The 12,962-nt window shown below is 41.1% G+C and carries 15 protein-coding genes and 2 pseudogenes; 9 read left to right on the top strand and 8 right to left on the bottom strand.

What is annotated here, in order from left to right; genetic code table 11:
* The first annotated feature begins 160 nt into the window (after window positions 1-160).
* From G7074_RS09880 to G7074_RS09895, 4 genes and pseudogenes are all read left to right on the top strand, one after another.
* Window positions 161-1,033, top strand: a complete 873-nt coding sequence (locus G7074_RS09880; RefSeq protein ID WP_166208193.1) for a phosphodiester glycosidase family protein — start codon at window positions 161-163, stop codon at window positions 1,031-1,033.
* Between the two features lie 48 nt (window positions 1,034-1,081).
* Entirely contained in the window at window positions 1,082-2,008 is a 927-nt protein-coding gene (locus G7074_RS09885; RefSeq protein WP_124558885.1) for a hypothetical protein, read from the top strand.
* Between the two features lie 105 nt (window positions 2,009-2,113).
* Window positions 2,114-2,305, top strand: a complete 192-nt coding sequence (locus tag G7074_RS09890) for a cold-shock protein (protein ID WP_010599196.1) — start codon at window positions 2,114-2,116, stop codon at window positions 2,303-2,305.
* 87 nt (window positions 2,306-2,392) lie between these two features.
* A pseudogene (locus G7074_RS09895) lies at window positions 2,393-2,916 on the top strand (RBBP9/YdeN family alpha/beta hydrolase).
* A gap of 141 nt (window positions 2,917-3,057) precedes the next feature.
* Here G7074_RS09895 and G7074_RS09905 read toward each other — a convergent pair.
* The 5 genes from G7074_RS09905 to G7074_RS09925 form a co-directional block, all read right to left on the bottom strand.
* Window positions 3,058-3,537, bottom strand: coding sequence for an anti-sigma factor (locus G7074_RS09905; RefSeq protein WP_166208199.1), 480 nt, complete (start codon window positions 3,535-3,537; stop codon window positions 3,058-3,060).
* The gene (locus G7074_RS09910; protein WP_124558882.1) at window positions 3,534-4,115 is read right to left on the bottom strand and encodes an RNA polymerase sigma factor; all 582 of its coding nucleotides are present in this window, start codon (window positions 4,113-4,115) and stop codon (window positions 3,534-3,536) included. Before G7074_RS09910 ends, G7074_RS09905 begins: the two co-directional genes overlap by 4 nt.
* 131 nt (window positions 4,116-4,246) lie before the next feature.
* Window positions 4,247-4,567 (bottom strand): multidrug efflux SMR transporter, encoded by a 321-nt coding sequence (locus tag G7074_RS09915; RefSeq protein ID WP_124558881.1) that lies wholly within the window; start codon window positions 4,565-4,567, stop codon window positions 4,247-4,249.
* Between the two features lie 69 nt (window positions 4,568-4,636).
* Window positions 4,637-4,873, bottom strand: coding sequence for a hypothetical protein (locus tag G7074_RS09920; protein ID WP_166208201.1), 237 nt, complete (start codon window positions 4,871-4,873; stop codon window positions 4,637-4,639).
* 41 nt (window positions 4,874-4,914) lie between these two features.
* On the bottom strand, window positions 4,915-5,202 hold the full coding sequence (locus tag G7074_RS09925; protein ID WP_166208204.1) for a cyclic nucleotide-binding domain-containing protein: 288 nt from the start codon (window positions 5,200-5,202) through the stop codon (window positions 4,915-4,917).
* Between the two features lie 171 nt (window positions 5,203-5,373).
* Between G7074_RS09925 and G7074_RS09930 the strand changes: the two genes are divergently transcribed.
* Both G7074_RS09930 and G7074_RS09935 read left to right on the top strand, forming a co-directional pair.
* Window positions 5,374-5,736, top strand: coding sequence for a DUF6249 domain-containing protein (locus G7074_RS09930; RefSeq protein WP_124558879.1), 363 nt, complete (start codon window positions 5,374-5,376; stop codon window positions 5,734-5,736).
* Between the two features lie 12 nt (window positions 5,737-5,748).
* Window positions 5,749-6,849: a beta-lactamase family protein gene (locus tag G7074_RS09935; protein WP_233603815.1), complete on the top strand. Its 1,101-nt coding sequence runs from the start codon at window positions 5,749-5,751 to the stop codon at window positions 6,847-6,849.
* An 11-nt stretch (window positions 6,850-6,860) separates the two neighbouring features.
* Here the strand turns inward: G7074_RS09935 and G7074_RS09940 are convergent.
* The 3 genes and pseudogenes from G7074_RS09940 to G7074_RS09950 form a co-directional block, all read right to left on the bottom strand.
* Window positions 6,861-7,282, bottom strand: a pseudogene (locus tag G7074_RS09940) (hotdog fold thioesterase).
* Window positions 7,272-7,781 carry a DinB family protein gene (locus G7074_RS09945; RefSeq protein ID WP_124558877.1) on the bottom strand — a complete coding sequence of 170 codons (510 nt, stop codon included), beginning with the start codon at window positions 7,779-7,781 and terminating at the stop codon, window positions 7,272-7,274. Before G7074_RS09945 ends, G7074_RS09940 begins: the two are co-directional and overlap by 11 nt.
* Window positions 7,762-8,970 carry a HAMP domain-containing sensor histidine kinase gene (locus tag G7074_RS09950; RefSeq protein WP_124558876.1) on the bottom strand — a complete coding sequence of 403 codons (1,209 nt, stop codon included), beginning with the start codon at window positions 8,968-8,970 and terminating at the stop codon, window positions 7,762-7,764. The genes G7074_RS09945 and G7074_RS09950 overlap by 20 nt, the downstream gene beginning before the upstream one ends.
* A gap of 225 nt (window positions 8,971-9,195) precedes the next feature.
* Between G7074_RS09950 and gltX the strand changes: the two genes are divergently transcribed.
* The 3 genes from gltX (at window position 9,196) to G7074_RS09965 (ending at window position 12,959) form a co-directional block, all read left to right on the top strand.
* A complete protein-coding gene (gene gltX, locus G7074_RS09955; protein WP_124558875.1) occupies window positions 9,196-10,704 on the top strand; it encodes a glutamate--tRNA ligase in 1,509 nt (502 codons plus the stop codon).
* A gap of 173 nt (window positions 10,705-10,877) precedes the next feature.
* On the top strand, window positions 10,878-11,720 hold the full coding sequence (locus G7074_RS09960; protein ID WP_124558874.1) for a neutral zinc metallopeptidase: 843 nt from the start codon (window positions 10,878-10,880) through the stop codon (window positions 11,718-11,720).
* Window positions 11,721-11,825: 105 nt separating this feature from the next.
* Window positions 11,826-12,959 (top strand): hybrid sensor histidine kinase/response regulator, encoded by a 1,134-nt coding sequence (locus G7074_RS09965; RefSeq protein ID WP_124558873.1) that lies wholly within the window; start codon window positions 11,826-11,828, stop codon window positions 12,957-12,959.
* Window positions 12,960-12,962: the final 3 nt, after the last annotated feature.

Consider the following 12,962-nt stretch of genomic DNA (forward strand, 5'->3'; position numbering starts at 1 on the left):
TTGAATTGCAATTTGCCATTCAATCATTCAAAAATCTCTCAATCAGAAATAAAAAAAGGAGCGATCATTAAGTTGATCGCTCCTTTTTTGGTTTTGTATAATTCTTGATGCTTTAAGTTAAACACACATCTGTTTTTTATTTTTAGCGCAAAACGGAGTTATGCTTAAAAAACTATTGTTTGCATTTACTTTATTTACAACCAGCTTATCAGCTTTCGGCCAAAACGCGGATTCGTTAACTGTTGTAAAAACCAAATGGCAAAGAACCAGAGTGGCCAGGCAAGTTAAATTATTTCAGCATCATTTTAACGGGCAAAACCTCTTTGGAGCCAATCAGCACATTTCTTTTTTAGAAATTAAAAATACCGGACGGAAAGCTATTTTTGCAATTGGAGCAGAAGAAAAGCAACTGATTACCACCAGCGACTTCGGATTACGCGATACCGCGCTGGCAGCCATAAACGGAAATTTCTTTGATGTTAAAAATGGTGGATCGGTTGATTTCGTTCGCGTGAAGGGAAAAACCATTAATACCAACCATTTAGCCGTAAATGGCAATAGGGCAAGGCACCAGCAGGCCGGAGTGGTAATCGAGAAAGGTAAATTAAGCATGGTAAAATGGGATGGGAGCACAGACTGGGAAAGCCAGCTTACAGCTGCTGATGTTTTATTGAACGGTCCGCTCTTAACGTTCAATGACATTGATGAAGGATTGGATACCGCTGCTTTTAACCGTTTGCGCCATCCGCGTACCTGTTTGGGCATAAAACCTAATGGCCATGTTATTCTGCTAACCATTGATGGTCGCAATGCCGAATCGGCAGGCGTTAGCCTGTTCGAGCTTACCCGGCTCATGCGCTGGCTGGGTTGTACCAGTGCTATTAATTTTGACGGAGGAGGCTCCACTACGTTATGGGTAAATGGCATGGGCACTAATGGTGTAATTAATTACCCTACCGACAATAAAAAGTGGGATCACGAGGGACAGCGTAAGGTAGCCAATGTAATATTAGTGAAGAAAAATAAAACTTAAAGGGCTTCTTGGATAATTACTTATTTTAGGGGCATATTTTTTATTGCAATGTTTAAAAACACTTTATACTTTTTCTTTTTTGTGCTGTGGCTTTCGTCGTGTAAGTTTGGCTCTAAAACCAGCGACCCAACCTTACGCGATTTTACTTTCGAGCCCGTTAAAGGAATCCGTTATGAAGAAGTAAAGCGGAGGTTTAAAGATGGACTTTCTTTTAATACTGAAGGGTTTATGCAGAAACCTTCGTGGATAATCGAGGTGGTTAAAGAAGACACCATGTCGGCATGGAGCCCGCAGAAGCAGAGAATGCAAAATTTTTACCTGCAATACGATCACGGGAATGTGTACAATTTCGCTGCCGAGTTCTTCAAGGTGAAACACATCAGTAAGGATAGTTTGGTTTTTCAACGCGTTCAGGTTGATGGAAAAGTGATTGCTGCTGATGTACGTTCGGATGTAAACATGACCTTTTATGCCCAGGATTACATCAAAAACAAACTGAAAACAACGGCTAAAGAATTACAAAAGCCTACTAAAGCCGATACTACTTTTATCGAAAAACGCGCAGCCCAGGTAAATGCGAATAGCGACACTGCATTTGCGGCTACCGATCCGGTTCAGTTTATATCCAAAAGCAAAATTGCACGGGTTGAGAAAATCAGCACCGTAGATCGGGCGAACAACAGAACCGAGGCTTACGATTACATGTTTCCGCAATATATTATCAGAATAGACCGTGCATATAAAGATTTCGCCTATCAAGTTGCTGCCGTTGTAGATTTTCAAGGCGGTATACATGTTAAGACAATTTATAACGTACTTCCTGAAAATGCCGTGGCCAAGAAGAAGGTGGCTCAGGGGATTGCGGATATCTATGTTCGAAACCTTTTTGATGTGGCTCCCGGAACAACTTTAGGCGTGCCGCATAACAGCGAAATTACTTTAACAATAATTGGTAAGGCAATTAAAAAGCCTTAATAATCTGGTATTTACAAAATTTTAACGTTAAAAAAATGTTAAAATTTTATTTTGATTTTAAAAATTAAAACTTACCTTGCATTCTTAATTTTAATACTTAATACAATGCAAGAAGGCACAGTAAAATTCTTCAATGTAACTAAAGGTTTTGGCTTTATCATCCCTGCGAATGGCGATAGCGAAATTTTTGTTCATTCAACAGGTCTTATCGACGAAATCCGTGAAAACGACAAAGTACAGTACGAAGTTGCTAACGGTAAAAAAGGCTTAAATGCCGTTAATGTGAAAGTAATTTAATTTATTTATCATATTTTCAGATGGGCTGCTCTCTTGTGATGGCAGCCTTTTTTATTTTTGCTCGTATTTAGCTTCCGTTTTATTTTTATGGTCCACTACTTTATTATTCCCGGTTTGGGTAATTCAGGCCCCAACCATTGGCAAACGCATTTCGAAAAACTTGGCGATCATTTTACGCGCATTAACCAGCAGGAGTGGGATGCTCCCAGCAGCCTGGATTGGATCGAAACTATTGACAAGGCCCTTGAAGATTATGATTTATCGACCGTAGTTTTAATCGGGCATAGTTTGGGCTGTACGGCCATCGCTAACTGGGCAAAGCGTTACCAAAAACACGTTAAAGGTGCTTTACTGGTTGCCCCAGCGATCTTGATGCACCGAAATATACTTTCCCAACAGTTGGTTTTGACCATGTTCCACTCGATAAAATTAACTTTAAAACGATAGTAGTAACCAGTGCCAACGATGAGTGGGTAACTTTAGAAAGAGCCACGTTTTTTGCACAGCATTGGGGCAGCGAACTGATTAATATCGGCAATGCAGGCCACATTAATGCCGACTCTGGCTTTGGCGTATGGCCGGAGGGGCTGGAGATTTTGAAAGCTTTGTAAAGTACAACCGTTATTTACGCGCAGGGGAGCGTCATCTCGACTGAAGCAAAGCGAAACGGAGAGATCTATGCTAGATTTAGCTCCGCTAAGCACCAACGTGGTTCGCTATTGGGGCCGCTCGAAAAGGCGATTGCAGCCTGGTTATTTATGCACCTTCTTCCTCAAAAACTGATCAAGAAGGATTAAGCCAATAACCAAATCAACAAATAAGAAAGTATATAGTGTGGTTGGTGTAATGTATCGGTTCAGATTAATGTTGAACTTATCGGGTAGGGTAAAGCTAGCAAAACTAGCTTTGGCCTCATAAAATACATAGCCTAAAATGCCCAAAAGCGAAAGCACAAAGAAACCGCTTATCGCATAAATAATTCCAGAGTTTACCTTTGTTTTTAAGGCAACGGGTGCAGGTTCGGCCGCAATGATTTCCATTACATTCCGCGTGAAAGACATAGAGGGTTCATCCAGATCAAGCGAGCCTAAAACTGAGTTAAGTTTTAAGAGATCTTCGTATTGTGCGTTAATTTCCGGATCAGATGCAATTTTTTCTTCAATAGCCTTATTGGCCGATTCGTCTAAAGTGCCATCAATATACTCCCAAAGCTGCTGTTCTATTGTATTCATAGTAACTCCTTTACTTCATCTTTTAACAAATATTGTAATTTTTCTTTAAGCCTTTGCCTTGCACGGTGCAGTTTTACCTTTATGGTGTTGGACTCCATGTGCAGCGTTTCGCCAATTTCTTCCAAGCTTTGCTCGCCTTTATAAAACAGGGTGATAATGGTAGCATCGTCGGGCATTAACTGGCTAATGGCCTGGTTTAAAAAAGTGTGACTATCTTGTTTTTCATAGTCGTTGGCGTTAAAGTTCGATATATGGTTTTCGAGCTGTAAAAATGTTTCTTCGTTGTGAATGGAGTCGGTATCTAACCGCTTTTTTCTTAAAAAAGTCATGGCTGTGGTATAGGTAATGGTGTACAGCCAGGTACTAAATTTCGAAGTCTGTTTAAAAGCTCCCAGTGCTTTATAAGCTTTAACAAAGCAATCCTGAGCTATTTCTTCGGCATCTTCCCGGTTTTTCGAAAATCTTAAAGCAAGCGTAAATACAAAGCGCTGATAGCGTTTCACCAACAAAGCATACTGCGCGGTTTCTCCAGCCAATATATTTTGGATCAGCTCTAAATCTGTAAGTTTTTGCTCCATCTTTAGCTGTAAGACTACATTAAAGATACGCAGGTTACACGTGAAACATTAATCTTTTTGTTTTCACCGATGGCTAACAACTATTCAATAAACCTGTGAGGTTTTTAAAACCTCACAGGTTTGCCAGAGCACTAGTGAGAAGCAAAAAACTTTAATCCCGCAATAGAACCAATCAGTGTACAGATAAAGAATATCCGCCAGAAAGTAGCTGGTTCCTGAAAATATACAATGCCGATAATTACGGTGCCAACAGCGCCAATACCCGTCCACACTGCGTAAGCAGTACCCATAGGCAATGTTTGTGTGGCTTTATTTAATAAGGTGAAGCTGAGTGTAATGCAGATGAAGAATGCTGCACTCCATTTCAGGTTCGAGAAATTGTTCGATAATTTTAAGCAAGTAGTAAAGCCAACTTCAAAAAGGCCTGCTACTATTAGGATAATCCAGTTCATAATAAATGTGTTTCGGCAAAGGTAACACACCTAATTGGGGCAACATTTTACAAATGTTAAAAAATGAACCTATTTATGAGCTGCCCTGATTCGGCTTAAGGTGACCTGGGTTACGCCAAGATAGGAGGCAATATGTTTTAAGGCTACCTTTTTAATCAGCTCGGCCGATTGCTCAGCAAATTCGCGATAACGTTCTGCTGCTCCTTTAAAGGCACGATCTATCAATCTTCTTTCAGTAGCAATTAATTCCTGTTCGGCTATCTTTCTACCCCAGTTGGCAATTTCGAGGTTTTGTTGGTACAGCAAAAACAAATCGGTCAGTTTAATTCTGATTAAAGCGCTGTTTGCTAAAAGCTCAATGTTTTCGTAACCGGGGCGGTTGTTAATGTAACTGTTAAAAGAAAAAAGCACATCGCCACTTTGGCCAAACCAAAAGGTGATTTGCTGGTTCTCGCCATCGCAATAGGCGCGGCTATACCGCTTTGAAGTACATAAAAATAGGGCTCTACCTTGTCCGCATGAATAATTGTGGCACCTTTTGGATGTTTAACATATTGGATATAGTTGGCAAGCTCAAGCAATGAATCATCACTTAATGCGCTAAAAACGGCTATATTTCTGAGTTGTTCAATCAAAATTTAAGGCTATACAACAAAAATAGGAATGTTTTCCGGCTATAACCCGGTGATTGATTATTGCTTATTGAATATTTTTTAAATACGGGTGTAACCTGTTTAAAAAGCATGTTGTCATAATGCACAGAACACGGTTCAATAAACAAAATATTTACATTAAAAATTATAATCATGGAAGGTATATTAGTTCCCATTTCACTTTTTTTAGGCGCATTTGCCATGGTATTTGGTATCCGTTATTTATCAAACAAAGAAAAAATGGCAATGATTGAGCGTGGCATCAATCCAGGTGTGGGCAGATCGGCTCCAAAACCCTATTTAAGTTTAAAATTTGGTTTACTGTTGGTGGGTCTGGGTATTGGCCTGCTTGTGGCGCTTGCAACGGTAAGAAACATGTTTGGCGGCGAAATGACGCATGAAGAAACATCGCAGGCCGTTGCAGTATATTTTGGTTGCCTGGGTATTTTTGGCGGTTTAGGTTTAATCGTTTCTTTCCTCATCGAAAAGAAAGCGATTGAGAAAGATAAAATCTAGTCTATTTTAACAGTGCAAACCAAACAAACCAACATCATCCGGGGCTTTCTTGTAATACTGATCTGCAACCTGTTTATGGTTGAAACGGTACAGGCTCAAAAGTTAAATAATCAGATTGATAGTTTGATTTCAGCTGCAATATCCGATCAGCAAGGTCCTGGAGGTGTATTTATGGTTGCCCGAAAAGGGCAGGTGCTTTATCAGAAGGCTTTTGGCAAAGCCAACCTCGAACTGGATGTTAACCTTACAACCGAAAGTGTTTTCCAACTGGGTTCTATGACCAAGCAGTTTACGGCTGTAGCAGTAATGCTTTTAGTGCAGCAGGGTAAATTAAAGGTAACCGATCCTGTTCGCAGATATATACCAGATTACCCCGGTGGGGATAAAATAACCATACACCATTTGCTTACCCATACTTCGGGCATTAAAGATTTTACCAAAATGAAGGCATTGGCAGGTATAGCCCTAAAAGAGATGACGCCTAAAATGGTGGTCGATTTTTTTAAGGATGAACCAGTTGATTTTGCTCCGGGCGAGCGTTTTGAGTACAATAACTCAGGTTATGTGCTGCTGGGTTACCTGATCGAATTGGTTTCGGGCGAGCCTTATGCCACTTTTATACAGCAACACATTTTTAATCAGCTTGGCATGGCCCATTCTTATTATGCAAGCGACAGGCAGGTGATCTATAACCGGGCTTATGGCTACCAGAAAAAAGAAAGTGGCTACGTAAATAAAACGGCTGTTAATTTTAGTGTTCCTTTTGCTTCGGGTGCGTTAATGTCTACCCTGGCCGATTTGCTGAAATGGCAAAATGCTTTAAACCAAAATAAACTGCTAAATGCTGTAGTAACCCAACAGGCATTTTCCAGCTATAAATTAAATAATGGCGAAGTGTTTAATTACGGTTATGGCTGGCACATTAAAGAGATTGGCGGTTTGCCTGCCAGGGCACATGGCGGTAGCATATTCGGGTTTAAAAGCATGGGTGTTTACGTACCCGGCGAAGATATTTATGTAGTGGGGCTCACCAACTGTGATTGTAACTCGCCAACAGTACTTACCGAAAATATTGCGAAGCTGGTTATAGCCCAAACGATAAAGAGCAAATAAACCAGCCTTTATTACTGCGGTTTAACAATGATGGCTACCGTTAGCCTGCTAATGCAGTTCATTTTGCCGCGCTCATTGTAAATTTTAATTTCCCAAACCTGCGTTTTGGCACCAATATGCAGTGGTTTGCAAATTCCTTTCACCAAACCGCTTTTTACCGGCCTGAGGTGGTTGGCATTTACTTCTAAACCTACAGCCAGATATTTCTCGGGATCGATACACATGTAAGAAGCAATACTGCCAGCGTTTCGGCCAATACAACCGATGCTCCACCGTGCAATATACCTGCCGGCTGGTGTGTACGCTCATCAACAGGCATGGTACCGCTAATAAAGTCGGCTCCGATTTCGGTAAATTGAATATCAAGCAGCGCCCCAATATGGTTTTTGGGGCGGTTGTTTAGTTCATCAACAGTAAAATCTTTAAACCACATGGTAACGTTCTTTTAAAACCCCAACATGGTGGATTACATGGCCACCAACAATAAACAAAATAGATTTTACATTAATTTCCCGTCCAGAGGCAATCCCCTTTCTATTCAGTTCTTCTTCGTTTAGCGATTTAAAAAGATACAAATTGGCTTTACGCAGGGCTGCAAACTCTTCAATCAAATCTTCCAGCTCACGTTCGGCAAAGCGGGCATTCAATACATAATCGTCTTCTTCAAAGCCCGGCAAGGGTTGTTGCTCTTTGCGGGCAAAGCAGGTAATGCGGAAAGCAAAAACACGCTCAGTGTCGATCATGTGGCCCAGCATTTCTTTAAGTGTCCATTTTCCTTCAGCATAGGCATAATCGGCCTTATCGGCATTGGCCCTGAACAAAACAGGAATACTTTCTACCTGATCGTTTAAAATTTCGAAAATATCGCGGTCAACCTTGCTGATGTAGGTTTCGCCCCAAATCGGATATTCGTTAGGCTGTGGTCGGTTCATATCTTAAACTGCTCTTTAATATAATTCTGAAAGTGGTGCCTTTGCCCAGTTCTGAGTCTTTTACAAAGATTTCGCCACTATGGTAATTTTCAACAATCCGTTTGGTAAGCGATAAACCGAGCCCCCAGCCGCGCTTACGGGTGGTATAGCCCGGCTGAAAAACAGCATCGAACTTCGATCTTGGAATACCTTTACCGGTATCGCTAACATCAATAAAAACCTGTTCTTTGGCCAGGTTCTCAATAATATTAATCGATATAGAGCCTTCGTTTTCAATCGCGTTGGCGGCATTCTTTAGCAGGTTTTCAATTACCCAGTCAAACAAGGGCACGTTAAGCATGGCCCTAACCTGTTCATCGCCCGTAATGCTAAATTTAACCTTATCGGAGGTACGTACTTTAAAATATCGGATAAAATCGCTGATGACAATGTATACCGTATGGTCTTCGAGCATGGGTTTAGACCCGATTTTAGAAAAACGGTCGGTAATAATCTCCAGGCGCTTAATGTCGTTTTCCATTTCAGCAATCAAGGGATCGTCTTCCGCATCAAATTTAGATTTCATCAGCTCTGTCCAAGCCATTAAAGAGGAAATGGGCGTGCCCAGCTGGTGTGCGGTTTCCTTGGCCAAACCTACCCATACATGATCCTGCTCATCGCGCCTTGCCGAACTAAATGCGGTATAAGCCGTTAAAAGAAAAAGGAAAATTACACCCATCTGGATGTAGGGGAAATACCTCAGCTGTGTTAAAATAAACGAATCGCGGTAGTAAGCCCTAAACTTCTTACCAAAAATGTTCATCTCATCGGGGCGGTGCTGTGCTTTCATTTGTTTCAGCTGGCGGACAAAATATAAACTATCGTAAGTAAGCTTCGGATCGCTGATCGGATAATTTGTTTTAGTGCTATCTAAGCCATTAAAAGAAGTAATTACTCCAGCCGAATCGGTCATGATTACAGGCGTTTTGGTGTTTTTTCTTACGGTTTCCACCACATCGCGGTAATCATCATTGTCGTACAGAAACATGGCGCGCTCCTGAATCCTAACCCAAAGGTGAAATTGGTCTGCCTCTTCGCGTTCCATCTTCTTTACAAAAGAATCGGTGTAAAATACTGAAGCAATGCCGATTAAGATGGCAAAAATTAGGAGGAAAAACTTCCAGCGGCGTTTCTTTTGATAAGGGTTCATGCTTGAGCTAGCCAAATTACAATAACAAAACGAAAAAAACATAAAACGATTATGCTTTTTCAAAAAGCTTAATTAATGGTTTTGAAAGCATAATCGCTTCATCACACATGAAAACAGTATAAAACGGATGAAAAACATATCTTTGTAACGAGCATAGTGCGTGGCGCAAAGAGCATGGATTGCACCATGGCTCTAAGCTTCTAACTCCCTGCTCTTTGCTTAATCATGGATAAAAAAGTTAGAGTAAGATTTGCCCCAAGCCCAACCGGAGGTTTGCATTTAGGCGGTGTGCGTACTGCCTTGTTCAATTATTTGTTCGCTAAAAAGAATAACGGAACTTTTGTACTTCGCGTAGAAGATACCGATCAGAACCGCTTTGTAGAAGGTGCCGAAGAATATATCGTAAATTGTTTAAACTGGTGTGGCATTACACCTGATGAAAGTCCGGAACAGCCGGGTAGCTATGGCCCATACCGCCAAAGTGAGCGTAAACCGAGCTACAGGAAATTTGCTGAACAGTTAATTAGCGATGGCTATGCCTATTATGCTTTCGATACTCCTGAGGAACTGGATGCTAAACGTAAAGATATTCCTAACTTTCAGTACGGCCAGGCTACGCGGATGCAAATGCGTAACTCCTTAACACTTACCGTTAGCGAAGTAGAAGATTTACTAGCGGCCAAAGTACCCCACGTAATCCGTATTAAGGTGCCTGCCGATGAGGTAGTGTATTTTAATGATTTAATCCGTGGCGATGTAAGCTTCGAAACCTCGTTGGTTGATGATAAAGTTTTATTAAAAGCAGATGGTATGCCTACTTATCATTTGGCTGTTGTGGTTGATGATAAAGCGATGGAAATTAGTCACGCTTTTAGAGGCGAAGAGTGGTTGCCATCGGCGCCGGTTCATATTTTGCTTTGGAAATATTTAGGCTGGGAGGCTGAAATGCCTGCCTGGGCGCATTTGCCTTTAATTTTAAAGCCCGACGGACATGGAAAGCTGAGCAAACGCGATGGCGATCGGTTGGGTTTTCCGGTGTATGCCATGAACTGGAGCGATCCTAAAACAGGCGATGTAACCAAAGGCTTTAAAGAAATGGGTTTTATGCCCGAAGCTTTTATCAATATGCTGGCTCTTTTAGGCTGGAACGATGGTACCGACCAGGAAATATTTACGTTGAAAGAACTGGAAGAAAAATTCTCGGTAGAAAGAATTAGTAAAGCAGGTGCTAAATTCGATTTCGAGAAAGCAAAATGGTATAACCACGAGTGGATTAAAGCGCAAAGTGCTGAGCGTTTAGCGGCTGGCGTTAAAGAAGAACTTGAAAAAGCAGGTATTGCCGTTAACGACGATGCTTTCTTAAACACCGTTATCGATTTGATTAAAGACCGTTGTACTTTATTGCCTGATTTCGTGGCGCAAAGCAGTTACTTCTTTGCTTCGCCGGCTGAGTACGATGTAAATTCGGTAAAACCAAAATGGACAGCTGAAAAGGCTGAATTTTTTAATGCCTTTGCCGAAGGATTAACTTTGACTGATGCTGCAACTGCAGAAACAGCTTTTAAGGCTTTAGCAGAGGAAAAAGGATTTAAACCCGGCGAACTGATGTTGCCTTTCCGCATTATGCTGGTAGGCGGTAAATTTGGCCCTGGGGTTTTCGATATTGCACTATTGTTGGGCGTAGCCGAAACCAAAGCAAGAATAGCAAAAGCCATAGCTGTATTTAATAGCTAGTAGCTAAATCATTGAATTTTGGATGAAAGCATGTTTCGATGCAAATCGCATCTAATCATCCAAAATTCAATAACCCATTCATCTTTTGCTGCTTACTTCACCAAAAAATATTTCTACATTAGTATAACAATTTTCGATAGATAAGGTTATTCATTAAAATAAAAATATAAACTATGCAGTGGTTTGGTAAAGGCAGTAATAATGTTGAAGATGGCAGAAGCGGCGGCGGTGGCAAAACCGCACTGGGTGGCGGAATAGGGATTATCATTGTGGTGCTCGGCTTAATATTCGGGAAAGATTTGACTGGTGTAGTTAGCCAGTTACCGGCCACTACGGGTACAGAAGAAGTGAAGCAGGGCGTACCGGCAAACGATGCACAGGCACAATTTGTTTCCGGCGTACTGGAATCGACCGAGCAGGTTTGGGATGCAGAATTTAAAGCCATGGGTAAACAGTACGAATACCCGAAACTGAGGCTTTTTAGAGATGGCGTACAAACGGCCTGTGGTTATGCTCAATCGAACGTGGGGCCATTTTATTGCCCCGGTGATCATAAAGTATATATCGATTTATCTTTTTACGATGAACTGAAAAACCGTTTCGGCGCAGCTGGCGATTTTGCACAGGCTTATGTAATTGCCCACGAAGTTGGTCACCATGTGCAGAATTTGCTGGGCATTTCGGCTAAATTAGACGAGGCCCGCGGACAGGTGAGTAAAACAGAATATAACCGCCTATCGGTTAAATTAGAATTGCAGGCCGATTTCTTTGCCGGCCTGTGGGCGCACAATGCCCAAAACCTGAAAGATTTTAAACTAGATGCAGGCGACATTGAGGAAGCCCTGACTGCAGCCAACGCCATAGGCGACGATAAGTTGCAGAAACAGGCAACCGGCGAGGTACAGCCCGATTCTTTTACTCATGGTACATCTGCCCAACGCATGTACTGGTTTAAAAAAGGTTTCGAAACCGGCGATATCAAACAGGGCGATACCTTTAATTCCAATAATTTTTAAATAATTAAAACTTTTTAAAAACGCTGTTGTTTGTTTACAGTTAAGGAGACTCGTTTCTCCTAACCAAACATAATTATCCCGGCTTCTTATTTGTTTTAATAAAGAATGATCCTTATAGTTGATGACAGGCCTGAAAACCTGATCTCGTTACAGAAAGTACTGCAGGCACACAATTTTGAGGTTGATACCGCATCATCAGGTGAAGAAGCACTAAAAAAAGTTTTAAAGCATAATTACGTCCTGATTATTCTCGATGTACAAATGCCCGACATGGACGGCTTTGAAGTGGCAGAGGCCATTTCGGGCTTTAGTAAGGCAAAAGATACCGCCATTATTTTTCTCTCGGCCGTTAATACCGAACTCAAGTTTATTACAAAAGGATACCTTAGCGGAGGATTGGATTACATTACCAAACCTGTTGATATTAATGTACTCCTGTTAAAAATCAAAACCTTTTACCGCATTTACGAGCAAAACAGAAAGCTAAACGAGGTGCAGGAAAAGCTTTTGGAAGAAATAGAATTCCGCAAGCAGGCCGAACATAAAAAAGATGAGTTTATCAGTATTGCCAGTCACGAGTTAAAAACACCTTTAACCAGTGTAAAAGGCTATATTCAGTTGTTGCAGAGAAGCTTAAACCGCGATGATAAAACCATGGCGCAAAATCATCTCGAAAAAGCAAGCATACAGCTCGAAAAACTGAATGACCTCATTGTAGATCTGCTTGATATATCTAAAATCGAAAGCGGTAAGATGAAGTTTAACCTGAAAAGCTTTTGCGCCGATAACATGGTAAACAATGCCATCGAGATGCTGCAGCAATCTAACCCCGATTTTAAAATTACCAAGTTGGGCCAAACCCACGAAATGATTTTTGGCGACGAAATCAGGTTGGAGCAGGTGGTAATCAATTTCATTACCAATGCCATCAAATATGCACCTGGCACCAATCAGGTTAATGTTACCATCAATATAAAAGACGGCAAACTGTATCTGGCCGTTAAAGATTTTGGCATTGGCATTTCAAAAGAACAGCAGGAGAAAATATTCGATAAGTTTTACCGTGTTGAAGAAAACAGCAATCGTTTTAATGGCCTGGGCATTGGTTTGTATATCTGTTCAGAAATTATAAACCGGCATGGCGGTAAAATAGGGGTAAATAGTGTTCCTGATGAGGGCTCTGAATTTTATTTTATTATCCCAATTACCGAAGAAGAAATCATAAAGAACCAGATCTAATTA

Source organism: Pedobacter sp. HDW13 (assembly GCF_011303555.1).
Lineage (GTDB): Bacteria > Bacteroidota > Bacteroidia > Sphingobacteriales > Sphingobacteriaceae > Pedobacter.

What these genes read in the sequence shown, in the direction of transcription:
- G7074_RS09880 (WP_166208193.1), top strand. Translation starts at nt 161, where the DNA reads ATGCTTAAAAAACTATTGTTTGCATTTACTTTATTTACAACCAGCTTA.
- G7074_RS09885 (WP_124558885.1), top strand. Translation starts at nt 1,082, where the DNA reads ATGTTTAAAAACACTTTATACTTTTTCTTTTTTGTGCTGTGGCTTTCG.
- G7074_RS09890 (WP_010599196.1), top strand. Translation starts at nt 2,114, where the DNA reads ATGCAAGAAGGCACAGTAAAATTCTTCAATGTAACTAAAGGTTTTGGC.
- G7074_RS09905 (WP_166208199.1), bottom strand. Translation starts at nt 3,537, where the DNA reads ATGAATACAATAGAACAGCAGCTTTGGGAGTATATTGATGGCACTTTA.
- G7074_RS09910 (WP_124558882.1), bottom strand. Translation starts at nt 4,115, where the DNA reads ATGGAGCAAAAACTTACAGATTTAGAGCTGATCCAAAATATATTGGCT.
- G7074_RS09915 (WP_124558881.1), bottom strand. Translation starts at nt 4,567, where the DNA reads ATGAACTGGATTATCCTAATAGTAGCAGGCCTTTTTGAAGTTGGCTTT.
- G7074_RS09930 (WP_124558879.1), top strand. Translation starts at nt 5,374, where the DNA reads ATGGAAGGTATATTAGTTCCCATTTCACTTTTTTTAGGCGCATTTGCC.
- G7074_RS09945 (WP_124558877.1), bottom strand. Translation starts at nt 7,781, where the DNA reads ATGAACCGACCACAGCCTAACGAATATCCGATTTGGGGCGAAACCTAC.
- G7074_RS09950 (WP_124558876.1), bottom strand. Translation starts at nt 8,970, where the DNA reads ATGAACCCTTATCAAAAGAAACGCCGCTGGAAGTTTTTCCTCCTAATT.
- gltX (WP_124558875.1), top strand. Translation starts at nt 9,196, where the DNA reads ATGGATAAAAAAGTTAGAGTAAGATTTGCCCCAAGCCCAACCGGAGGT.
- G7074_RS09960 (WP_124558874.1), top strand. Translation starts at nt 10,878, where the DNA reads ATGCAGTGGTTTGGTAAAGGCAGTAATAATGTTGAAGATGGCAGAAGC.
- G7074_RS09965 (WP_124558873.1), top strand. Translation starts at nt 11,826, where the DNA reads ATGATCCTTATAGTTGATGACAGGCCTGAAAACCTGATCTCGTTACAG.